Source organism: Paenibacillus silviterrae (assembly GCF_030167925.1).
Lineage (GTDB): Bacteria > Bacillota > Bacilli > Paenibacillales > NBRC-103111 > Paenibacillus_G > Paenibacillus_G silviterrae.
Genome location: NZ_JASKUT010000001.1, coordinates 5,045,522 through 5,070,352, shown reverse-complemented (window position 1 = coordinate 5,070,352; position 24,831 = coordinate 5,045,522). Strand labels below are relative to the sequence as shown.

The following is a 24,831-nucleotide window of genomic DNA, read 5'->3' as shown; positions in this document are numbered from 1 at the left end:
CGTGCGACTTTTCATCGCATACGGCGTTCCATCTAAGCAAGATGAACGCTTAGACTTTGCCCCTTCGCCATGTGAATGGCTTTCCCATTCCCGGACTACTACGGGCTGCTGCCCCACAGCTTCAGCAGGCATTTCCTCCTTGCTTAGGAATATCGGGTACACCCGCCCTTTCCACTTCCCGCTGTGGTTCTGCTGTTCCCTATACGTTAGCTTTCCATGTGACCTTAGCTGCCTTCTATGACCCGGTTACCATTCTTTCGTCCGCAACTGGAGGACTCGGAACTTAACATCCTTAATAGGATGCGTGAAGGTATTCCATGGATGAACAGTTTACCCTCGGTAACACTCCCTTAACGGGAGCGGCATTCTTCTTGATTCGATTGCCTCTTGGTTACGAGCCTTCCCTTCGAAGGTTCGTCAGACTATCTTGGACAGTCATTCTCAGCATAGTCACTTTATAGCCCCCCGACTACTTCCTTAACCGCTTCTCAGGTCACGTTTTCGCCGACTTTACCGAGCTTTATACATAAACGGAGGTGTCCGGTTATGCATATCGGAGATTAGGGAGTGTTAGCCAGTTTTCTAACACATCGGGAGTTTCACCCAATTATTCCGTATAGAGTTAGGTTCAGGAGAACCCCCTGCTTTTGCTGCGTATTTCTACGCAGATTGTACAGGAACAACACGCACCATCCAACCAATATTGGACCATTCCGACCATACGGAGCTTTCATTCATTACCCTGAGCTGAACCTTCAACTTCGAAGCACGCGGGGCATCCACATTCATCGTCCAACTGCCGCTCAACTTCGTTCTATCGGCAACCGGGACGCTGATGTCCGCACTTGCCACCACGGTACCGTCCTCGGTCCAAACCCGAATTTGCTGATATGATATGCGTCCGGTATCTTCATCCTTTTGATTCCATGTGATGGTAGGACGCAAATCCGCTACCGGCGTCGGATTCTCGTAGGTTCCGCTTGGGAAAGTCAGTTGAACGACAGGAGGTCTGCGGCTGCCTAAATATCCGCTATTCGACCAGGAAGACCACATGGTTTCATCCTTGACCCTGACTTTAATGTGATATTTCAAGGTCGCGTTTCCGGTAAAGGTTGCCAGATAACTATAGGTCTCCGCCTTGGTGCTGAAGGTCTTCACACCTGGGCCAATCGGGCTTTCGTACTCCTTTCCCCACCAATCCCTTCCGATTTGGCCGACATACACCTCGTAAGCCGTAAACGTCGTATCCGGGTCAATATCCGTCTGATTCCACGTGATAGTCGGAGAGGTACCAACAGGCAAAAAGTCCGGCGTATCCTTCGATCCTGTAGGGAACATCAGAACGACCCTAGGAGGATGATTCGGCTTGAGACCTACATCGATGGTCGCCGTCTCCGGCCAAGACCAGGCTCCGAATTCATCTCTCACCTGCAGCCCGATCGTGTACGTTCCGGAATCCACGACCCTATCCAGCTTCGTATCGGATATCGTTCCGTCCGGCGCAATGTACCAATATCTTCTTTCTACAATCCCTCGGCTCAGTTCATAACCCGGCTCAATTTGACCCGTGGGAACATGATAACGATCTGGGTCGTAAGAGGTATCGGTCCAGCTTACCGTGCCATCCGTGTTCATAACGGCGCTGAATACAGCTACAGGCCTTCGGTGTACAATAATGCTTTTTTTAAATGTGTTCGAATTTTTCCTGTAAGCGTCGAAGGCCATATTCGGATACTTATACTCCGGAGAAGGATACGGATCATCCTTTGCTTTTAAAGCGACATCCCATTGTCCCACCCTGTCGAAGGTCGGCATCCCTGATGCGTAGCTCCGGCCGCTTAATGGAGATACGCCTCCATTGTTAAGAAACATCGGTGTGTGCACATAGCTCCACGTAAACGAACCGGCCATCGGATCCGACTCGGGATCATCGAATGTAACATTATCGTATTTCAGCTCTGCCAGTCCTGTTTGCTCGTCCAGAATAGCGTAGTCGGCATTCCATAGATCGGTCTCCGCATAAGGCTTCATACTCATAGCACTGAACGTCACGAACGATTTATCCGTGAACGGTCCGAACCTGCCGTTGAAAGGAAATTGTTCATCCACCACATCAGCAAAGTAGTTTACCTTATTAAGCCAAACATTTATCGTGCTGCCTACGGTCCTGATTTTTACATTGTAGCTCTTGCCGTCCTGAATGTTATAAGATGATGAAGCGATCACCGTCCTGGCTTTGTTTATATATTTGGAAAGAAACACGTTGGCCCCGTCAAATTCTATAGCATAACGGTTCATGCCATCCTGGGCACGGAACGAATAGCCGAATAACTCGGTATCGATTTTGTTCTGCTCGGCTTTAAAGGTAAACATCAGTTCCGCATCTGCGGCCGCTTCCCCGGACAAGAATTGCCCGTATTGATATCTAGGCGTAACTGCCGCCGCCTCCGCAACAGGTCCCTTATCAATCCAGTATACCGTCGGGCCATATGGCGGACTTGCATAACCGGTTACCCAGCTATAATGCATCCAGGCGCTCACGAGCAGCCCATCGCCCATATACTCGGCTAACCCTTTGGTATTGACGGTTTCCACCGCACTGGACGCAAACCCGACCGCTCCGGAAAGAATCCTGCCTCCGCCTCTGCTGTGATCGGCACACTGGTTATAGATATTGGATGGACACGTCCCGGAAACATAATTACCGGCACCGTCCACGTGCATGGTAGTAGACATCCCGGAAACTACCGGTCCCCCCCAGCCCCCAACTGCTCCCGTTGTCATATCAATCGTGTTGTTGACGATCGTTCTGCTGTCACCCCAATAGCCGCCGACGGTATAGAGCGTTTTACTGACGATCGTATTGTTTAACGGATTCACAATCATCGTATTGATGTTTTCCTGCCAGTCGTACGTATAAGCAGCGCTGAAAGATAAGGAATTGCCGCCGGTCCTGGCTCTCCACACTAATTTGTAATCCTTATCGTACTTGGCTACGTAAATCCCCAGCGCCAGCTCCGGATAAGCCCTCATGTTGAATTCCGTATAACCCTTCATCGTACTGCCTTCGGGTGTAAGGCACTGCTTCTCCTCGTAAAAGTACGAATTGCCGTCCCGGTCCTTATATCGCGTTGGCGTTTGGTAGAATCTGCACTGCGTGTCCACATACTTCGGAGGGTTGTAGCCTAACGGTCTATCGGTATAAGGCCATTGTACATACTTGGCCTCATAGGTGACGGGCACCCACGGATTATTTCCGGAGATGTCCCCTGTTTTTACCACGTTACCGTACTGATCAATTTCGTAGAAATGATTCCCAAAGTACCCATTGTTCGAATAATACCCATCACTATCGTAAAAGAAGACGACATGGTCTTCTTTGGCTACAATGTCTTTTGCGACGATATTGTAACTCGTTGTACCCGGGGCTTCAAAGCAGCCAATCAAAGACCCATCCAATGCCTTATAAGTGCAAGCCATGAGACTATCTTGGTATGTTCTGTATACTTCACCATCTTCACTTACTTCTTCCGAAATCAACTTCTTTTTCTTAAAAATCAAATACACCGTCTTTTCAGCAAAAACAAATCTCAATGAATTATTGTCGATAGACTCGCCCGTAGTAAAAATCGTCAAAGGAATGTTTTGGTAAGACAAAATGTAATCGTAGGGACTTCCATCCAGCCACTTGTGAACATACTGTCCGTTAGGGAAACATCCGCTGCAGGTTTCGGACCAAACAAGCTCCAGCTTGTAACGGCCTATTTTGTTTTTGTTTAGGGCATAGAACCGTCCTTGTATTTGAAAATAGAGGTGGGTTTTATCCGTTTCTATTTTGGTATCGCCCGAAACAAGCCCTATAGGCTGACCGCTCGAATCCGGGACCAGCAAGGGCTGAGAGTAATCCGGATTCGGGGCCGTCATGGCTTTATACACGGAAACCCCGTTCTTGCCAAAGCCGTTATCGTTAAACGGCGAACTATACGGAGTCGCTCCAGCAAACCCGGCAGGGGTTGAGATCATGTTCCAATAGTGGTATTGAATCTCCTTCCCTTTGCCGGCTCCGGACTGTAATGCCTCGCTCTCATTTTGCCAATTGTAGGTCGGCGTTCTGCTTAACGCTTGATTCGTATTGGATGCAAAGAGCTGCCATGTCCGCATAATATCGGAGGCTCGGTACGCCCGCGGCGGGTTAGGGTCTGGATTCGGACTATTGCCCGACAAATCGAAGGATACCTCAGGAGGCTGGTTAATGACGTCCATGATGCCGGATTCCGCTTCGGCATAGGCACCGTAATCTTCAATGGCGCGAAGCTTAAATTTGTATTTTCCTACTTTTGTCGGCTTGAATACATACCTGGACAGAGTACCCATTACTTCCGTCCATGGCTCCGTCACATCGGAGAAGGTCCCGTCGTTGTTGGCATCGTATCTCATATACCAGATCGTCTGCGTCAAAATATCGCCATCCGGGCTGTAGGACTGATTTAATATGTCATATTCCTCGCCGCGAATACCGAGCGACGGTGCGTTAATACTCGCAATCGGCGGAACGTCCGGGTGAACGATGATGCTGCAGCTGCTCGAGTTTTCCGACGCTAAACCGGCAGAGTCATAGACCTTGTTCAGCGTGACGGTAACTGTAATATCGCTGCCCGTATTGTTCACGTAGGTCGGTTGTTTATTGATCCACTCGTCTATCGAATGATCGATGGCCCGTCCCATCGGGCTTCGGCTCTTGTCTGCGTTGATGGCAGCGGGTGCAAGCGGTCGGTTGGACTTCATTTCCGCCGGTGCATCACAAACGGCAATCGGGTTCGGCTTGACTACATTGATCGTTGCCGATCTCCAGCTGCTTTGTGCCCCGCGCGTATCCGTCAGTTTCATTTTAACTGTATGGGGTCCTAAGACGTCGGCCTTAATGCTGCTAAATCTTTCGTCTCGCTCATCAAAGCCATAGCCGACATGTTTATCCGCCAGATTTCGAATCCATGGATCATCGCTTCCCGCAAAATCCCACGTAGGGAAAAACCCATCTCCTTCCGGGTCATACGGCTCCAGTGGCGTCTTCATTCGATCCTTAATGATGCCAAGATCGATGAAATTTCCAACAACGACTTCTTCAATAGCCGGAAAGTTATTCGTATTCCCTCTGGCAAACCATCCGGGATAACCGAATGGCGGGTTGTTGTTTGGGGCAATGGTGATGGTGAAGCTCTTCGGTCCGACCACTTTGGTTGTTCCGCATGTCGTGATAATTTTCATCGTGACATTGACGGAGCCCTCCCCCATCCCGCCAGGGTAAGGAGGTCCTGCGAAGCCTTGCGTGTTTGCCGAAGACCTCGCTCCTACATAGTCTCGAACCACGCCGTTCTGTTCGAAGATGAACCCAAACTGGCTGATCGCACACGTTGTACTGCCACTGGTTCCTGTGACGGATACGCCGACTGGAAACATTGTATTAGTCTGCCCATAAGGCATCGTTACTTTTTCTATCGTGAAGTCGCCTGTTATTGTTTCCGGAACCGGAGGACCTCCTCCGCCACCGCAGGAGGCCTTCGGTTGAAGTGAGATGCCTTTGCTGTTATCTGAGTTGCTCGATTCACCGGATATGGAATCTACTACTATAGTGATTTGGTAATACGTTGTGCTGCCGAATGTTTTGGAGAAGGTTTCCGTTCTACTATCTCCGGACGTTAACCCCGTGTAGTTGTACGTTCTGTAAGTTGACCCGTCAATGACCACCTTGGCTTGAAACGGTGATGTAATGTCGCTTCCACCGGTGTTGGCGAAGCTGAAGGTGAAATTAGCAGGGGTGTCCACTCCCACGCAGGCAGGTGCAATTAAGTCATTGACTGTAAGGTTGGCTCCGGCTGGAGGGGTTTCAAATTCGACTCGAACCTCGTTGTCGTATTCGTAGGTTTTCCCGGCGAGGTTAATGACAAAGGCTGCGTAGTACACGATGACTTTAGCACCGTTTGGTGGGTTGTTGAGTTCTTTGGATGATTCGTAATTGGGATTAAAGCTATCAAATCTCTGCTGGAAGTAAACTCGGAATTGGCTGGAATTGCTAGGATCAGGTTTGACTTCAATGTCACTAAACAGCTCAGGTCTAGGGTAACCAAAGTGAGATCCATCGGGACCTGTGATGGGCTCTGGCAAAGATGTATTGACACTAGCCGAAGTAGCTTTAACATTCGTTACTGCAGAGTCGGGTATATCAACTCCGTTGAGGCGATAAGGGAACTCTTTCCACCCAGCTAAACTAAGGGCTTTTAGCTCCGGAAAATCCGTGGATGAACATCCTGGAAGGATCGGCATCGTATAACCATTGATGGATTCGGTAGAAGTTGTAGACCCTCTTCTATAAACGGCCGGACCAAATGGATCCGGCCCGCAGCTAATTCTAACAATATTCCCGTCCTTATTTTCCACATCAGCATACCAATTTCGCCCCTGGGATCCCCCCGGAATGTAGCGATACCATGCATAATACAATTGGGTTCCCTTCGTATTATTTGCTGAAATTACGGATCGAATAGTTCCGTTAATATCGTTGACTAGACCGGAATAGTTGTTTCTTCCTATTGCAGCCGGAGGTGTAATATCCAGAGCCCCATGAAATATTTTGCTGATCACTTTGCCTGTAGGTGCTGATACACTAATCGTTCCCCCGGACAAATAGCTGCTGGCAGAGTAATACTTATCCCCGACCATGATGGCTCCTCCATAACTTAAACCTAGTGGAGTGATTATCGAGTCTGGTGTTGCTGCAAATGCTTTTCGTAACGCCTCACCAAATAACTGAGTTAGAGGGGAATTGGAAATAATTATTACAAGCAGTATGATGCTTATATTTCTCCTATGGGATCTACGCGAGTAGATCAATTATATTTCACCTCTTTAATCTCTAAGGGTCTAATTTATTCGAATGTTCTTATCCCTACTTCGAGTTATTACTTGCTGAGGGTACCCATATTGCGGTAATTGTCCGTGTAGATGTGTCCACTGGGGGCCTCGATGGAGCGCTCAATTGAATAGCTATATCTTCCCGTGTATTAAATCCAGTTTTAGGTAAGATGAATGCTTGCATATCTCCACGCCTTGTTTTAAAGACCTGCGCTAACGTATTTAAAGCTCCATTGGAAAAAGCCTCATAATCCGGGCTCTCAAAACCATAAATTGCAAAACCCACGCGACCATTTTCACTATAAGCTTGAGTATCTTTAACATAATCTACATGGCTTTTCACCAGTATTACATAGCTATCTGGAAAATCTTTAACATACGGATGGTTATCAATAATTGCAGGTGCAAACCACCGCAGCTCACTAATATCCCCCAGCATATGCCGATTCGGATCATCAGGATCCGCCATGTCAATGGCCACCACCTGGTCAATCTCACCTCGGAACAACCCATCCTCCGTCTCCAACACCAGTTTGTCCGGAGTCCACGTAGTTGTCTGGCCTTGCTTCCCACCAAACACCGGAATCATCGAGAACAGATTCGTCCGCTTAAAAGCCAGCTCCGCATTAGCGACAGCCTTCTTGTCCGTCTCCAGCTTCTCCCCGCTATTCACGCTCAGGATGCGCTCGATGATCGTTACGGATTGCGCTCGGGTCGTACTGCCATTCGGGGCCAAATCCCCGTTATGCAAGCCCTGAATCAACCCTTTGGTCGCCGCCGTGAACATAGCCCCTTCATCGTTAAGGTTCACCTGCGGCTGCTGAAGGCTAGGATCTGTTGCCCTTACAGCAATCTTCGCCATATCAAGTCTCGAGATGGGCTTATTGATCGTATCCCCATGGATTGAATCCTCTCGCACAATGCCCTTCTCTATCGCCGCTTTTACATACGGAACATACCAATCTCTGCCCTCTACCGTGCCGTTCACGGGAAGCTTGGTCGCTGCAGCCACCATTTTAATGAACTCAGCCGTGCTTACGTAATCCTCCGGCCGAAACGAACCGTCGCTGTATCCGTCGACGTATTTTTTGGAGATGGCCTTCGCCACCGTATCCTTAGCCCAATGGTCCCGCAGGTCGGCAAATCCGGTGGGATTCTCATCCGCCATAGAGGGCACAGCATGAATCAGTGGTACAAGCACCAACGAAGCCGTCAAGGCAAGCATGGTTTTCATAGATGGCTTTCTCATTCTCATTATCATCTCTCCTAGTGAAATAGTCCCGCCGCAGGTCAATACCCGCCTTATTACAGGCACAATCCGCCCGTACGCTGCAGTCCTCCTCCTCCCAAATCTCTCAAAACGCCAGCATTCACTCCGGCAGCCAACCTCCGAAACGCTTTCATCATCATCGCAATCCATTTTTTTCTCTTTTTCTTAACCATCATCACGACTCTCCCCTTTTTCATAACAAAAGCACCGCAACCAAAACAAAGGGGGATCCCCTCGGTTTCATGGCGGTGCTTCCGTCATCAATAATGATTCAGTTTCGACATCAAACGACTTAATTCCATATATTACCTAATGTCCTAGATTATAACTTAGGACCTTTGGTTTGACAATCCTTTTTTGTGAGTTTTTTCTCATATTTTTTATTTTTTATTTAACAGCTTATAGCTGATCCTGTCGAACAACCGTGGAAACAACTGATACAGCTTCACACCGGCAGCCGCAGTCAAAGGCAGATTCACCTCAGGTGTCCGCCGCTCAATGGACTCCAGTACCTTCGCAGCGACCTTCTCCGGCTTCAGCATGAACCATTTTACATTTTTTACATAGTTGCCCGAAGGGTCGGCAATGTCGAAGAACGGCGTGTCGATCGGTCCCGGGTTGATGGCCGTTAGTCCTACCCCCGTTCCCACTAGCTCTTGCCGGAGACAGTTGGTAAATCCGAGCACCGCATGCTTCGTAGCGGAATAACCCGTCGATTTGGCAGATCCGATTTTCCCAGCCATGGATGCAATGTTAACGATATGGCCGGATCGACGCTGCAGCATCCGCCCCAGAACCGCCTTGGTGCAGCGCACCGTACCCATGTAGTTCACATCCATCATTTGTTCGATCTCGTCCAGCGATGCATCGATGAACTTGTCAAAAACCCCGTACCCCGCATTATTGATCAAAATATCGATTCGGCCATAACGCTCCAGCACCTTATCCATCACAGCCATTACTTGGTCCGTATCCGTTACGTCCAGCCGATAAACCGCATGCTCCCCGCGAAGCCCTGCCGATACCTCTTCCAGCTTCGATTCGGAACGTGCCATCAGAACCGGAATCGCGCCGCGTTCGGCTAGCATTTGAGCCATGATCGCCCCGATCCCGCTCGAGGCGCCTGTAATGACGGCGATTTTATTATGAAAATAACTCATGTAAGCTCATCCTCCCTGAGTAAGGCAAACAAAAAAAGTGGAGCCCTTCCTCAGCCGCAACCGCCGAGGAATGACTTCCACTTAGCATAAACGATATTCTCTTAAGCAATCAACACTTGAATATCCAGTTCGCCGATTCCTTCCATAAAGAGCGGAATCGTGAGCGCCTTCTTCGCGTTGACGCCGCCCGAATCGGAGGAGTGCAGCAGCTTTGGAGGCGTAATATCTACATGCACACCCTGGTTGAACAGCATCGTGCTTGCATTGCCGCTAATCATATTCCCAAGCTCCGAAATCGCGCTCTTGGACATATCGTCGATCTCGGTAACCGGATAACCGCCCATCATAGCGGACACCATCTTAATGGCCGCTTCCTCATGAAGGCCGAATACGATATCTCCTTGCATTTGACCGGTCATGCCGATCTGAATCCATATGTATTTTTCAATAAAAATAACATCTTTAACACCCAGTTGACCCGTAGTAGGCCGAACATTAGCGACTTGCTCGATGACGATTCTAGCAGATTCAAGAAACGGATTAATATACTCTGCCTTCATAGCTGATGTATCTCCTTTTCGACAAGATGCCCGCACCCTTAGGACTATATCGTTCCTTCATTATACCCAATAATGTCGAACAAGTATATAACTTTACTCCCGCCGCCTTCATAAAATTGTTGGAAATTGGAGGTAGAGGTGTGATTATCCTTGCGGCAAACAGGGCTCATACATCATGATGGCATGATTTTCCGCTACAAATTCCTCCTCCTGATATCGTCCTTCTGCATCATAACGCCGCCGGGAAAGGGTATTATGACGCACATAACCGCCCCAAAGCTCCTGGGTAATCCAGTGCTTCGTTTCTACAACCTCATAACGGTACCTAGCCGGACGGACAGCTCGCCATTCCCCGATCAGGTCCGTCTCACTCGTATACACCCGAAGCTGGTAGTCCTCTTCGGTATCGTTGCGAATTTGCAGATCCAGATAGTTATAAAAGCACGTCGCCCCCGAGCCGAACGGCTGCGTCCGGCCAGCATCCGGAAACACATCATAGCCGTGCCGGTACCGCTCGGTCACTGTTAGCGGCGTATGCAGCGTCAGCCAGTAGATCAAATTGGACAGCTGGCACAGTCCGCCCCCCACACCCGTACGAACGGTCCCTTTGTGTAAAATCATCCCGTCCACATAACCATCCCTGCGCGTTGGCTTGCCGATCAGCTTCCAATAAGAGAACGTCTCTCCCGGCTTCAAAATCACTCCGTCCACCCGTGCCGAAGCAATCCTCAGGTTCGTTACTTTATTATGCTGCAGCCACATATCCACGTCCTTCAGCTGCCGAAGCAGCGGTGTCCGATGAGATGCAATCCGGTAAGGCAACGGCTCGGCTTGCCGCTTCACGGCGAAACGCTGTCCTCCCGTCATCCACTGCAGACGCCTGCGCAAACGAAAATAAGTCACCCCTAACGCAGTTCTCAGAGGTGACCTATCGATCGGCTTCGGTATGAAATTCGGCTTAATCACTTGGTTCCATCCCACCCATATCCATCGTAAAATATGCCGTTCCTGTAATTATACACCGCCTTGCGCACGTGAGCGATGGTGTCCTCAGGCAGGTCATCGAGCGGATGCCAGGCAAGCTCGGAGCATTTATGCGGCTCCTTGTTGGAGAACTCCCCTTCCCAGCGGTTCGCTTTCAGGAAAAAATCCATCCACTCCCCTGAATCCGACGCCCGGTGCATAACACCGACCACGTCGAGATCCGCGGGATCCACCTTCACACCGCTCTCCTCCCAGGCTTCCCGGGCGGCGGCGGCCTTGACCTCCTCTCCGCCGTCCAGCTTGCCTGCGACAAGGCTCATTTTCCCATCCTCATAATTCGTGTTCGTGCGTCGAAGCATCAGGAGCTTGCCGTCCTGAATGAATAAAATATACACAGCGCCATGCAGTGCAAACCAATGTTTCTGCATCCCGTTTCCTCTTCTCGATTGAAATGTACGCCCTTATGCCGGAGAACGGTTGCCGTTCCTTCCTACGATTAGACGTCATCTGATTCCAGTTTGTTACATCCGCATGCTTATCATGTTGCCGGAGCTGTATCTTTTTAACCCCAAATGAAAAAGCCCGAAACCGAACAAGCTCAATAGCGCCGTGACGCCAAGCGCCTGCCCCAGAAAGAGCGGCTCCACCGACCTCAACAGGCCGATCGGCATGTAGCTGATGAAGCCTGCCGGAATGACCGTGAAGAGCATCAGCTTCCCCCACCCTCTGAAAATGCCTGTCGGATACGTGGAGAACGCCAGAATGGCATTGAACAATTGATGTGCCAGCCCCTCCGCATTGCCGATGAAGAAAGCGAGCGAGTGCACCCCTACCATGAAGAAAATGAAGATCATCATGGCAATCAGCATGGCGAGCACAAACTTAAGTACGCCGAGCCACGAGGTATCGCCGAACATGACGAATAGCGTCACCGCAAACAATATGTCGCCGATCGCGGACACCGACATCCTGCTGATCAGCACATGCAGGAGCACCGGCTTCGGCTGAGCCAAATAAATATCGAGCTGGCCCCCGGCCACCAGCGTCGCTATACGAAAAGTATTGCCGAATAATGTAGCGGCTAGACCGAAGCCTCCGCTGCTGACCGCCCACATCATCATCACATCCTGGAATTCCCAACCGTTCACCACCTTGAACCGCGAGAAATAAATGCCCCAGAAGACGATCCAAACCGTATTATTGACCACCATCATGCCCGCCGTCATCAGAAAGCTCAGCCGGAATTCCATCGCACCGGCCAAATTGAGCTTCCAACAGGTGAAAACAAAGCGGGCAAGCGCAAGCCATCGTTGTACCATTATATGCAACCTCCTGCCATTTTTCTATCCCCCGTTAACGTTGAGTTTTCTAACGCCGAGCCGGTAAACGCTTAGAACGACTATGCCTAGTATCACAATCCAGGCCGCCTGCGTGAGCAGCATGGGAAGAAGATTTACATCCTCGTAGCGAACCGCCGTTTTGGACGGAAAGTACATGATGGTTTGAAAAGGGAGCCATCGGCAGATCGTCTGCAGCGTCTCCGGAAACAGCTCCAAGGGCATCAGCATGCCCCCGATCGTGAAGAGCAGCTTATGATATACGAACTCGAGTCCTCTCGTTTCCTCCACCCAGAAGGCACAGAGCGCAAGCGTCATGCTCAGTGTAAAATGCACCGTAACCGCCCCGAAGCTCATGAGCAGAAAGCCCGCCCAGCCCAACCCGAAGGACGGGAAACCGACAAGAGCCGTACCGATCAGACACCCCATCAGAAGGTTCACGCCCAGCCTGATGTACACTTCCGCTAAATAGGCGGCATAGTGATAGCCAATGTAGTGAAGCGGCCGTGTCAGCTTGTAACCGACGTCACCGCTTTTGACCTCCTCTTCGATTCGGGTGGACAGGCTGGGGAAGGCCATCGTCAACGCCTCGGCGAACAGAATGTACCAGATGATCTGCTGAATGGTGTACCCGGCGATCGTAGGAGTGCCTTCTCCTTGATAGGTCGTGGTCCATAGCTGCATAAAGATGTACATGATGACGGTCAGGAAGATGGATCTAACAAAAAAGTCCGCTACATACGCCAGCTGATTGCTCAGAGAAATCCGGCCGACGGCCTGATATTTGAGCCATTTGGGCAGAAGCGCCCTGCGGATCGAGCTGTATGCGGCTGCCCTCGGATTCGTGTTCATGCTCATGGCTGCCGCGCCTCCTTACCGGCGTATACTTGTGCGATGACTTCCTCCAGCGGAGGGTCTTGAATCGTAATATCCGAGATCCGGTGCCTTTGAACGATATAGCCGAGCACATTCTCAATGGAAATCACCTGCGTGTTGATTCGAAGCTCCGTCTGCGTCCCTTTGGAAAGGACGGCTACTCCCGGCAGATCGAACAGGTCGGCGGAGCTCCCTTTATCCTGAAACGTAAGCCGGATCGTTTTGTGCTGCAAATATCGCTTGAGGCTCGATACCTTCTCGTCGAGAACGATGCTGCCGTGATTGATGATCATCGCCCGGTCGCACAGCTGCTCGATGTCCCCCATATCGTGTGAGGTAAGAAAAACAATCGTGCCCTCCTGCTCGTTCAACTCAAGAATAAGCTCGCGGATCATCTGCTTAGCATTGACGTCGAGTCCGATCGTCGGTTCATCGAGGAAAAGCACCTTCGGGCGGTGAAGCATTGCGGCCGCAATCTCGCAGCGCATGCGTTCCCCGAGCGAGAGCTTTCGGACAGGCGTCTGCAGATACGGCTGCAGCTCGAACCGCTCGATCAGCTGGTCGCGGCGGGTGCGGAAATCGGCCCGGTCGATTTCGTAGATTCGGCTCATGAGCTCGAAGGTATCGATGGCGGGCAGGTGGTACCAGAGCTGCGATTTTTGCCCGAACACCGTACCGATGTGATAGGCCAGCTTGTGCCGATCCTTCCAGGGACAGTAGCCGAGCACATGGCCTTGGCCGTTTGAAGGGTGCAGGATACCGCTAAGGATTTTGATCGTAGTGGATTTGCCGGCCCCGTTCGGTCCGATGAAGGCAACCCGCTCCTTCGGCTTGACCTGGAAGCTGATGGATTCTAGAGCGACCTTCTCGTACTCCTCCGGTCGAACGAGCGAGGTCAGGCTTCCGAGGAAGCCCTGCTTTTTCTTTTTGACGCGATAAGCTTTGGTTAATTGGTCTACTTCAATGACCGCTGCCAAGTCAATCCCCTCCATTTTTGTTTGATTTTACCAAGGTAAAGCAAAAAAGACCTTCGAGCGTCCACCGGTGACGGCGGAACTTGCCCGAGGTCTTTTATACCTACGGTGTAGCACGGTATTGCCCGCGCTTGACTTCGCTTGGTTCGGCCGAGCCCGGATCCCTAGAAGTCCTTCCACATTATTCTTGCTACTATAGCATGAGGCAAACTCACATGACAAGTGAGAATTTTATTGAGCTTGTATTAGGGGTTGCCGCGGCCTTCAGGGCTTATCCCCTTCGTTCAGGAAAGCAAGTTTGCGCATGTACTAGCGGTTGTATGACAGGTACGATCGGGAATATTTGTGTAGTGAATCGTTAGCGCCATGAAAAGTTAAGGTCATGAAGCGGCTGCAGCTGTAATCGCGAATTTGCCATTAGCTCGGTGCATTTCGCCAATTGTTCCGCCTGTAATGTGAAATTTGCCATTACAGGCCTCCAATGCTGATGTATGGGTGGTATTCTCGCGCTGTAATCGCGAATTTGCCATTAACCCGGTACATCCCGCCGATTGTTCCGCCTTTAATGTGAAATTTGCCATTACAGGCCTCCAATGCTGATGTATGGGTGGTATTCTCACGCTGTAATCGCGAATCTGCCGTTGCCCTCAAAAAAAGGAACCGCAGCACGATCAACGTGCCCACGGTTCCCAGCCCTTCTAACGCATCCGATAATACAAATCGTTCCAGCGAAGCTCATTGCGGAACGTGTCCAACGAAGTGTTCTTGTTAATCACCAAACACTCGATGCCCGTCAGCTCAGCCCAGTCGCGAAGCTGCTCCGTCGTGACCTTGTAGGAGAACACGGTGTGGTGCGCCCCGCCTGCATGGATCCACGCCTCAGCCGACTCCTGCAGCGAGGGCTGCGGCTTCCAGAGCACGCGGGCTACCGGAAGCTTCGGCATGTCGCGCTCCGGCTTCACCGCATCCACCTCATTGATCAGCAACCGGAAACGGCTGCCCATGTCAATGAGAGAAGCATTCAGCGCAGCGCCGTCGCGGCCGTTGAAGATCAAGCGGGCCGGATCCGATTTGCCGCCGATGCCCAGCGGATGCACCTCAATGCGCGGCTGATCCGCCGCAATGGTCGGGCAAATCTCCAGCATATGGGCGCCAAGCACGAGCTCATTGCCCGGCTCAAAATGATAAGTATAGTCCTCCATAAAGGACGTACCTTCGTTGCCGGCGATGATTTTCATCAGGCGGGTAAGCGCCGACGTTTTCCAGTCGCCCTCGCCCCCGAAGCCGTAGCCGTCCGCCATCAGGCGCTGAACCGCTAGACCCGGCAGCTGCTTCATGCCGTGCAGGTCCTCGAACGTCGTCGTGAAGGCGCCGAAGCCGCCTTCCTCAAGGAACGATCGCAGTCCGAGCTCAATGCGCGCCTGCTCCAGAATGGCAGCCTTCACCGCGCCTTCCGCACGCGCTTCCGGCGACAGAACATACAGCTCCTCGTATTCCTTGAACAGCTGCGTTACCTCGGCATCGCTCACATCCCGCATCCGCGCAACCAAGTCGCCGATCCCGTAGCCGTTTACAGACCAGCCGAACTTGATTTGCGCTTCGACCTTATCCCCTTCGGTTACCGCTACTTGACGCATATTGTCTCCGAATCGCGCCACCTTCAAGACCCTGCTCTCATTCAGCGCCACGGCCGTCCGAATCCAGCCGCCGATCCGCACACGCACGACCGGATCCTCCCAATAACCGACGACCACCTTGCGGGCAATGCCCATGCGAGCGCCGATGTGACCATACTCGCGATCCCCGTGAGCCGCTTGATTCGTGTTCATGAAATCCATGTCGATGCTGTCCCATGGAATATCGCGATTGCACTGCGTGTGGAGGTGCAGCAGCGGCTTGCGCAGCTCGGACAGGCCGGCGATCCACATTTTGGCGGGAGAAAAGGTGTGCATCCACGTGATGATTCCGGCACATTCGGCATCCGCATTCGCTTCGATGCACAGGCGGCGAATGTCCTCGGGCGTCGTCAGTACTTCCTTGAACACAATAGGATGGGAAATCGCCGAATCACGATCCAGTCCTTCAGTGATGACACGAGAGTTCGCTTCTACTTCCTTCAGCGTTTCCGGTCCGTACAAGTGCTGGCTGCCGGTGACAAACCAGAATACATAAGGCTTGCTAGTCAACATTTCCATAACCTCCCTGGAATATATGATCCTATAATGCCGCTTCTTTAATCGACTTGAGCCGCTTCATCACATCGTTCCCGCCGCGGCCGAAATAATCATGCAGCCGGTTGTATTCTTGGTACAGCTTCTCGTATACTTCCACGTTTTCCGGAATCGGCTTGAACGTTTCGTCCTTTACGCGAGCCATCTTCCTCGCCGCTTCCACGATCGAATCGTAGCCGCCCTTCTCCGCTCCCGCCGCTACAGCACCGAACATCGCCGCGCCAAGCGCAGGCGTCTGCTTGGAAGCGGCTACCTTGATCTCCCGGTTCGTCACGTCGGCGTAGATCTGCATCAGCAGCTTGTTCTTCTGCGGAAGTCCTCCGCAAGCGTACAGCTCGTGCACCTCGACGCCGTTCTCGTGGAAGGCGTCTACGATTTTGCGCGTACCGAAGGCCGTGGCCTCCAGCAAAGCGCGGTAAATCTCCTCCGGCTTCGTAAGCAGCGTACAGCCGATCAAAAGGCCCGTCAGGTCGGCGTCCACTAACACGGAACGGTTCCCGTTCCACCAGTCCAGTGCCAGCAGGCCCGACTGGCCCGGTTTATACGCCGCCGCTCGCTGCTCCAGCCATTCATGGACGTTCAAGCCTTCGCGCTCCGCCGCTTCCTTCACGTAGGCAGGCACCGCTTCATCCACATACCATGCAAAAATATCGCCGACCGCCGACTGCCCCGCCTCATAGCCGAGGTAGCCCGGGATGATGCCGTCCTCAACAACGCCGCACATTCCTTCAACCCGCTTTTCCTCGGGGCCGAGCAGCATATGGCAGATCGACGTGCCCATGGCCATAACCAGCTTCCCCGGCTCGACCACACCAACGGCTGGAACCGCCGCATGGGCATCCACGTTGCCGACCGCCACTGCCGTGCCCGGCTTCAGCCCCATGATTGCAGCCATCTCTTCCGTCAGCTCGCCCGCCTTGGAGCCAAGCGGCAGCACTTCGCCCCGGAGCTTCGTCTCCGTCAAATTCTCCAGCCGGGGATCGAGCGCACGGAAGAAATCCTTGCCCGGGTAGCCGTTCTGCTTATGCCAGATCGCCTTATACCCGGCCGTACAGCTGTTGCGGACAATGTTCCCCGTCATCCGTGAAACGACCCAATCCGTCGCCTCGAGGAACTGATCCGCACGGGCATATACCTCAGGAGCCTCATTCAGAATTTGCCATGCCTTCGCCATCATCCACTCGGACGAAATTTTTCCGCCGTATCGAGGCAGGAACTCTTCCCCGCGAGCCTCGGCAATATCGTTGATCAGGTTCGCTTCATCCTGAGCCGCATGATGCTTCCACAGCTTCACCCAGCTGTGAGGATTGTCCTTCCACTCCGCCTGCAGGCAAAGCGGCTCCCCGTTCTCATCGATCGGAAGCATTGTACACGCCGTAAAATCAATTCCCAACCCGATCACGTCGTCCGGGTTCACGCCTGAAGCTTCCAGCACGGCCGGCACCGATCGTCTCAGCACCTCGATATAATCCGCAGGATGCTGCAGCGCCCAATCATGCTCCAGCTTCATGCCCGATTCCGGCAGCCGCTCGTCGATCACCCCGTGTGGATATGGCGTCACATGATCGGCTACCTCCGTGCCGTCGGTCAAATCCACCAGCACCGCACGCCCCGATTCCGTACCGTAGTCCACACCGATTGCATACTTCTTCCCCATGAGCCTTTAACCTCCCCAATAAGATTACTTCTGGCCGTAATACGCGTTCGCCCCATGCTTCCTCAGAAAATGACGGTCCAGCAGCGTCTGGTCCATCGCTCCGATCGAAGGATTGAGCTGCAGCGTGTGAAGTCCGATCTTCGCCACTTCCTCGAGCACCACGGCGTTATGGACGGCATCGTGAGCGTTCTTACCCCAGCTGAACGGCGCATGGCAGTTCACCAGCACGCCTGGAACCTGCACCGGATTCAGTCCTCGCTTCTCGAACGTCTCAATAATGACATGGCCGGTTTCGAGCTCGTAGGCTCCGCGAATTTCCTCCTCCGTCATCAGGCGGGTACATGGGATTTCTCCGTAAAAATAATCCGCATGCGTCGTCCCTAACGCCGGAATGCCGCGACCTGCCTGTGCCCAGCTCGTCGCCCACGGCGAATGGGTATGAACAATGCCGCCGATCCCGGGGAAGGCCCGGTAAAGTGCTAAATGCGTCGGCGTGTCGGAGGAAGGTCTCAGCTTCCCTTCCACGACCTCGCCTTGAAGATTCAGCACCACCAGGTCCTCTTGCTTCAGCTCTTCATAAGGAACCCCGCTCGGCTTAATCACGACAAGGCCGCTGTCTATGTCGATACCGCTGACATTCCCCCATGTAAACGTAACCAATCCGTACCTTGGCAAATCCAGGTTTGCTTCCAGTACTTCCTGCTTCAGTTGTTCTAACAACTTGACTTCATCCTTTCCGCAAACGTCTCGCTTTCTATCCCTTATTATACATTTGTACGTACAAATTAGCTATACATTTTTTCCCTTCTAGCGAGATTCACAGCTCCCGGGTCGATTCGCGTACAATAAGCTCCGGTTTAAATACCTTATTGTCCGAGCGGCTCACCTGCCGCTTCTCAATCATGGCTATAATCCACTCCGCCGACGCCGTGCCGAGCTCCTCCTTCGGATGCGTCAGCGTCGTCAGCTTCACCTCCGTCGCCGTCGCCAGCGGGGAATCGTCGAAGCCAACCACCGATACGTCCTGCGGGACGCTGAGTCCGGCCTGCCGGATCGCCTCCAGCAGCAGTACGGCAAGCTCATCGTTGTAGCAGACGAAGGCCGTCGGCCGTTCCGAAGCCGCACCCAGCATCCCCAAAGCAGCTTCATACGGCTTGGTGCCCTTTTCCTCCGTCTTGTAATGAACCACAAGCTCCGGAGACAGGGGTACCTGCAGCTCCCGGTGCGCCCGGATGAAGCCCTTCAGCCGCCCTACTCCCTGAAGGTCGTCCGACTTGAAGAACCCGGCGATTCTTCGGTGGCCGAGCCGCAGAAGATGCTCCGCCGCCAAGTATCCGCCCCATTCGTCATCAACCTTTACGCAGGGACAGTCCATCTCTGCATAGCGCTCGTTGATCATCAGATACGGGATGCCGTGATAATCCAGCGACAAATAATGGGCCAGGTTCGGGTTCCCTTCCGCACTGCGCGTCGGCTCGATAATCAGGCCGCTCAGCGGCTGGCTCATCATCATTTGCAGGCTGTCGAGCTCCTTGGCCTTATCGTTATCCGTACTGGAGAGCAGCATTCGGTAACCGCGTGCCCGCAGCGCCGCCTCCGCTCCCCGAACGATATGGGGAAAGATGTAATCCGAAATATAAGTCGTAATGATCCCGACGGTTTGTACCTCCTGCGTCTGGCGGTTCAACGGTACCGACACGAAGGTGCCCTTCCCCTGAACGCGCTGCAGCCAGCCCTCGCGCTCCAATTCGCCGAACGTTTGACGTACGGTTTGCCGGCTTACGCCGAATCGTTCCGCAATCTCGAGCTCGGTAGGCATCTGATCGCCGGTCTTCAGCTGACCCGTATGAAACCAGCTCATAATTTCTTGCTTTAATTGCATGTATTTAGGAAGTTGTCTTTGATCGGACACCCGCTCACCTCATAGCCTCTCTTGAACTTACGCGAATTTGTATTGTCATTATTATACCACCCTTCCAAGTTGTATGTACATATTTCTGCACAGCCTTTCATCTAACGCAAAAAAAGCCCAGAACCCTCATTCCAGGATCATTGGGGTTGACAATATCTTGAAACTGATGTAAAACTGATGATAATTAAATACCCTGTATTTAAATTCATTGACGAGAAAGAGTACGCTGAACCCCTTGTCCCCCAGAGAGTTGGCCATGTGCTGAAAGCCAACGTTCAAGACTTAGCGGAAAATCCTCTCCGAGAAGGAAGGCTGAAGCGTTCGAAGTAAGCCGACCCGGGATCCTGCCGTTACAATGGACGCGTATGTTGGTACGTAGCAGAGTGTCGTAAGCTCATGTTTTCATGATTCCTTACGGAACAAGGGTGGTATCGCGAGAAGTAAATCTCGTCCCTTACGGGGCGGGATTTTTTTGTTTTTCCGCAAATCATGCTTCTAAAAGAGAGGGATGGGACACATGAGGAAGGTGGATTCGAAGGAAAAAGCAAGAACACGCGAGCTGCGCGTTCTCGAGCAGTGGAAGCGGCAGGATACGTTCCGCAGATCGATTGATAACCGGGAGGGGAAGCCGAACTTCGTTTTCTATGAGGGGCCTCCGACGGCCAACGGAAAGCCGCATATCGGGCATGTGCTCGGACGGGTGATTAAAGATTTCATCTGCCGGTATAAAACGATGTCCGGTTACCGCGTCGTTCGCAAGGCGGGATGGGACACCCACGGCCTTCCTGTCGAGCTCGGCGTCGAGAAGCAGCTTGGCATCTCCGGGAAGCAGGAGATCGAGGCGTACGGGATTGCGGAATTCGTTGAGAAATGCAAACACAGCGTGTTCGAATATGAAAAACAATGGCGCGAGCTGACGGAGGCGATCGCCTACTGGACGGACATGGACCACCCTTACATCACGCTGACGAACGAGTACATCGAGAGCGTGTGGCACGTTTTGTCCGTGATCCATAGCAAGGGCTTGCTGTACCGGGGGCATCGGGTCAGTCCGTATTGTCCGGATTGCCAGACCACTCTCAGCTCGCACGAGGTAGCGCAGGGCTATGAAGACGTCAAGGATTTGAGCGCCACCGTTAAGTTTCGCAGCAAGCGCGGCCGCGAAACCTTCCTTGCCTGGACGACAACCCCTTGGACGCTTCCCGCCAATATCGCCTTGGCCGTCCATAAGGACATCGACTACGTGAAGGTTAAACAGCAGGGTGAAGTATACATTGTCGCGGAAAAGCTGGCTGAGAAGGTCATGAAGAATGACTACGAAATTTTGTCCCGGCACAAGGGCTCCGAATTCGTGGGCGCTTCCTACGAGCCGCCCTTCGGTTATATTCAGGCGAACAAGGGGCATATCGTTGTGGATGCCGGCTATGTCAGCGATACGAGCGGCACCGGGATCGTTCATATTGCGCCCGCTCATGGCGAGGATGATTACCGCACCGCCCGGCAGCACGAGCTAGATTTTGTGAATGTCGTTACTCCGGCCGGACGTTACACCGAACAGATTGCCGATTACGCCGGACGGTTCGTTAAGGAGTGCGACCTCGATATCGTCAAACGCTTATCCGAACGCGGTCTGCTGTACTCCAAGGAACGATATGAGCACAGCTATCCGTTCTGCTGGCGCTGCAAATCTCCGCTGCTCTATTATGCAATGGAGAGCTGGTTTATCAAAACCACTGCGGTGAAGGAGCAGCTGCTCGAGAATAACAGAAGCATTGATTGGTATCCGGGCCATCTTCAGGAAGGACGCTTCGGTAAATTTCTGGAGGAGCTGGTTGACTGGAATATCAGTCGAAACCGATATTGGGGTACGCCGCTTAACGTGTGGGTATGCGGCGATTGCGGATCCGAGTATGCGCCGGGCAGCGTGAAGGAGCTGTCGGAAAAGGCAGTGAAGCCACTGCCAGCTGACCTGGAGCTGCATAAGCCTTACGTAGATGAAATTCATCTGCACTGTTCCTGTGGAGGCACCATGCAAAGAACCTCGGAAGTGATCGATGTCTGGTTTGACAGCGGCTCGATGCCATTTGCTCAATACCATTATCCGTTCGGGGATAAGCAGCAGTTTCAAGAGCAGTACCCCGCCGACATGATTTGCGAAGGCATTGACCAGACAAGAGGCTGGTTCTTCAGCCTCCTGGCCGTTTCCACGCTGTACAACGGCAAGCCGCCGTACAAAGCCGTCCTTTCCACCGGACATGTGCTGGATGAGAGCGGACAGAAAATGTCCAAGAGCAAAGGCAACGTCATCGACCCTTGGGAAATCATCGAGGAGTACGGTACGGATGCCTTCCGGTGGGCACTGCTGTCCGACAGCGCACCTTGGAACAGCAAGCGGTTCTCGAAGCAAATCGTCGCTGAAGCCAAGTCGAAGGTGATCGACACCCTGGTGAATGTCCATTCGTTTTATACGCTGTACGCGACCATCGATCAATATGATAAGGATAAGTATCCAAAGCGGGCGGCTTCGAACGAATTGGACCGCTGGATCCTGTCGCGGCTGAACCGCACCCTGCAGTTGGTTACGAAAGGTCTTGAGGGGTACGACTTCCTGAATCCCGCGAAGCAGCTGGAGACACTGATCGATGAGCTGAGCAACTGGTACATCCGCCGATCGCGCGACCGATTCTGGGGCAGTGAAATGACCGAGGATAAACTCTCCGCCTATCAAACTCTGGAGGAGGTGCTGCTGACGATTTCCCGCATGATGGCGCCCTATACCCCGTTCCTAGCAGAGGATCTGTACGGCAACCTGGGTGGAACCGGCAGCGTTCATTTGACGGACTTCCCTCAAGTGGACGAAGCTGCGATAGATCCGCGGCTTGAGGCTGAGATGGAAACCGTGAGGCAAATCGTGGAGCTCGCACGAAGCATCCGTAACGAAGCCGGAATCAAGACGCGTCAGCCGTTATCCGAGCTCATTATGATGCTGCCGCATGAATTCGATGCGGGCGGGTTCGAGGACATCATAAAGGACGAGATCAATGTGAAGGCCATTCGAATCGAATCAAACGACAGCGAATTCGTCGACTTCAAGGTCAAGTTAAATTTGAAGGTGGCCGGCAAAAAGTACGGCAAGCTCGTCGGAGCCATTCAGAACCGGCTAAAGGAGCTGACGTCCCAGGAAACGAAGCAAGCCGTCGAGCGCGGTTCTGTCCAAATCTCTCTTGACGGGGAAAACCTAACGATTCCGCTGGAGGAGCTCCTCGTAGAGAAGCACGCCAAAGCAGGCTTCGCTTCGGCAGCCGGCTACCAAATGACCGTTGCTCTGAACACCGTCATCACGGAGGAGCTGGAGCAAGAGGGGTTGGTCCGCGAAATCATCCGCGCCGTACAAGATTACCGCAAGAAGCTGGACCTGCCGATCGAGAAACGGGTTGACCTTGCGCTTGCCGTCGACCCGCAGTTGCGGAAAGCCATAGATCGGTTTGAACACGTGTTACGTGAGAACGTGCTTCTATCCGGCCTCACCTATACAACGGAGCCGGATATGGAATTCGTTTCGATCGAGGATCAGCGAGTAGGCATTAGCATAAAGTAACGATTTCCGCAAGAAAAGCAGCGAGGCTGCTGTACTTAGGTACGGCAGCCTCATGTTGCGGGTTGTCTCCTGTCGAAGGAATATTTGTTCTTGTGCTTCCGTTCATAACGTTCCCACTGCTCAAGAAAGAGATAGAACATCTCTCCGAAGTTGAGTCCTTCCGGGTACTGCTCAACCAGCTTCATCTCTTCGATTTCAAAGTCGGGCAGTCGTTCCAACCCGAAAATCTCAGCAAAATAAACCATTCCATAGCTGCCATTCCACTTGTAAATGCCAAACGGCTCCAGCTCAAAATGAACGGCACCTGTTTCTTCGTAGAGCTCCCTTGCAGCCGCCGCTAGGCAAGCTTCCCCTTTCTCCTTGTTCCCTCCGGGAATCTCCCAGCCGCCTCGTTTTTTATTCTTGATGATGACCCATTTCCCTTGATATGCCGTCACCAGCACAACAAATTGAATGAATTCATCCTGAATCTCATGAGTCTCGTACCATGGAAGCATACTTCCCCCCCTCCCGACTACATCACCGAAAGCAAGTCACCTAAGGACTTGATGATCATATACGGCTGAGCGGAGGCGTGGGCAGGGATTCCGGCGCCTTTGTGATCAACCCATATCCCTTTGATACCCAAACGCTGAGGTGCTGCAATCTCCCATTCAAAGTTATCCCCGATCATCCAGGCTTCGTCGGCCGTAACGCCTAACCGCTCCAGCGCATGTAAATATATGCGTTCCTCCGGCTTCCCGATGCCGAACTCGCCTTCAACCAAAATACAGTCAAACAGCGGAGCGAGCTCGAAACGACGGATTTTGTTCCACTGCGGCACCGCGTTTCCATTGGTAAGTAACGCCAGCTTGATTCCTTTTCTTCGAAAGTGGGTAATGACTTCAATGGAATCAGGAAATAGGGTAACGGCCCGATCCCTCTCTTCACCATATGCAATCGCAATATGGCCCGCTAAGGAGCTATCTTCGATGTTATATTGCTGTAGAGCTTGAGCAATAATGCTTTGTCTTGCTTTATAAAGGTCAAGCCTTCCTATTCTGTGTCTTTCGGGATCGCTCCAGAACTGACTTGCCGTTTGTTTTATCTTCAAGACCAGCTCGTCCGTATGGAATGCTTCTTTAATTGACAGATGCTTATCGATGGAAGCTCTCCAGCACATGTCGGTATCGACACCTTGATCGTAAGCTATGATGGTATCGTCCATGTCAAGCAGGATTGCTTTGGGCAAAGGCGCCTTCATTGAAACACTCCCTGTTTATAATAATGAATTCAGTATACATCAAGTAAAAAGGGGCGGTTACCGTCATGTTTCTTTCAGGCTCGCTTTTTTGGGACTTACTCTCTATCGGGATCAACGTAT

17 protein-coding genes and 1 other annotated feature are annotated in these 24,831 nt (G+C 52.3%); of the genes, 1 reads left to right on the top strand and 16 read right to left on the bottom strand.

Annotated features, from left to right (window positions below; translation table 11 throughout):
- Positions 1-660: 660 nt before the first annotated feature.
- The 14 genes from QMO62_RS23720 to QMO62_RS23655 all read right to left on the bottom strand — a co-directional run bounded on the left by QMO62_RS23720 (position 661) and on the right by QMO62_RS23655 (position 19,840).
- Entirely contained in the window at positions 661-5,961 is a 5,301-nt protein-coding gene (locus tag QMO62_RS23720) for a CARDB domain-containing protein (RefSeq protein ID WP_284644754.1), read from the bottom strand.
- Between the two features lie 982 nt (positions 5,962-6,943).
- On the bottom strand, positions 6,944-8,164 hold the full coding sequence (locus tag QMO62_RS23715) for an S-layer homology domain-containing protein (RefSeq protein WP_284644753.1): 1,221 nt from the start codon (positions 8,162-8,164) through the stop codon (positions 6,944-6,946).
- Positions 8,165-8,214: 50 nt separating this feature from the next.
- Positions 8,215-8,376, bottom strand: a complete 162-nt coding sequence (locus QMO62_RS23710; protein WP_284644752.1) for a hypothetical protein — start codon at positions 8,374-8,376, stop codon at positions 8,215-8,217.
- Between the two features lie 183 nt (positions 8,377-8,559).
- Positions 8,560-9,339, bottom strand: a complete 780-nt coding sequence (locus QMO62_RS23705) for an SDR family NAD(P)-dependent oxidoreductase (protein WP_284644751.1) — start codon at positions 9,337-9,339, stop codon at positions 8,560-8,562.
- Positions 9,340-9,440: 101 nt separating this feature from the next.
- Entirely contained in the window at positions 9,441-9,899 is a 459-nt protein-coding gene (locus QMO62_RS23700; RefSeq protein ID WP_284644750.1) for a chemotaxis protein CheX, read from the bottom strand.
- A gap of 144 nt (positions 9,900-10,043) precedes the next feature.
- On the bottom strand, positions 10,044-10,865 hold the full coding sequence (locus QMO62_RS23695; RefSeq protein ID WP_284644749.1) for a VanW family protein: 822 nt from the start codon (positions 10,863-10,865) through the stop codon (positions 10,044-10,046).
- On the bottom strand, positions 10,862-11,311 hold the full coding sequence (locus QMO62_RS23690) for an NUDIX hydrolase (protein ID WP_284644748.1): 450 nt from the start codon (positions 11,309-11,311) through the stop codon (positions 10,862-10,864). The genes QMO62_RS23695 and QMO62_RS23690 overlap by 4 nt, the downstream gene beginning before the upstream one ends.
- A 93-nt stretch (positions 11,312-11,404) precedes the next feature.
- Entirely contained in the window at positions 11,405-12,202 is a 798-nt protein-coding gene (locus QMO62_RS23685; protein WP_284644747.1) for an ABC transporter permease, read from the bottom strand.
- 24 nt (positions 12,203-12,226) lie between these two features.
- Positions 12,227-13,078 carry an ABC transporter permease gene (locus QMO62_RS23680; protein WP_284644746.1) on the bottom strand — a complete coding sequence of 284 codons (852 nt, stop codon included), beginning with the start codon at positions 13,076-13,078 and terminating at the stop codon, positions 12,227-12,229.
- Positions 13,075-14,073 carry an ABC transporter ATP-binding protein gene (locus QMO62_RS23675; protein ID WP_284644745.1) on the bottom strand — a complete coding sequence of 333 codons (999 nt, stop codon included), beginning with the start codon at positions 14,071-14,073 and terminating at the stop codon, positions 13,075-13,077. Before QMO62_RS23675 ends, QMO62_RS23680 begins: the two co-directional genes overlap by 4 nt.
- Before the next feature lie 695 nt (positions 14,074-14,768).
- On the bottom strand, positions 14,769-16,259 hold the full coding sequence (gene araA, locus QMO62_RS23670; RefSeq protein ID WP_284644744.1) for an L-arabinose isomerase: 1,491 nt from the start codon (positions 16,257-16,259) through the stop codon (positions 14,769-14,771).
- A gap of 28 nt (positions 16,260-16,287) precedes the next feature.
- Positions 16,288-17,958: a ribulokinase gene (locus QMO62_RS23665; protein WP_284644743.1), complete on the bottom strand. Its 1,671-nt coding sequence runs from the start codon at positions 17,956-17,958 to the stop codon at positions 16,288-16,290.
- A gap of 24 nt (positions 17,959-17,982) precedes the next feature.
- Positions 17,983-18,678, bottom strand: a complete 696-nt coding sequence (gene araD / locus QMO62_RS23660; protein WP_284644742.1) for an L-ribulose-5-phosphate 4-epimerase — start codon at positions 18,676-18,678, stop codon at positions 17,983-17,985.
- 97 nt (positions 18,679-18,775) lie between these two features.
- On the bottom strand, positions 18,776-19,840 hold the full coding sequence (locus QMO62_RS23655; RefSeq protein ID WP_284644741.1) for a GntR family transcriptional regulator: 1,065 nt from the start codon (positions 19,838-19,840) through the stop codon (positions 18,776-18,778).
- 229 nt (positions 19,841-20,069) lie between these two features.
- Positions 20,070-20,328 (top strand) — a binding site (T-box leader).
- 59 nt (positions 20,329-20,387) lie between these two features.
- On the opposite strand from QMO62_RS23655, the gene ileS reads away from it, so the two are divergent.
- Positions 20,388-23,468: an isoleucine--tRNA ligase gene (gene ileS / locus QMO62_RS23650; RefSeq protein WP_284644740.1), complete on the top strand. Its 3,081-nt coding sequence runs from the start codon at positions 20,388-20,390 to the stop codon at positions 23,466-23,468.
- Between the two features lie 50 nt (positions 23,469-23,518).
- Here the strand turns inward: ileS and QMO62_RS23645 are convergent, their stop codons facing one another.
- Positions 23,519-23,965, bottom strand: a complete 447-nt coding sequence (locus QMO62_RS23645; protein ID WP_284644739.1) for an NUDIX domain-containing protein — start codon at positions 23,963-23,965, stop codon at positions 23,519-23,521.
- A 17-nt stretch (positions 23,966-23,982) separates the two neighbouring features.
- Positions 23,983-24,711 carry an HAD family hydrolase gene (locus tag QMO62_RS23640; protein WP_284644738.1) on the bottom strand — a complete coding sequence of 243 codons (729 nt, stop codon included), beginning with the start codon at positions 24,709-24,711 and terminating at the stop codon, positions 23,983-23,985.
- Positions 24,712-24,831 lie beyond the last annotated feature (120 nt).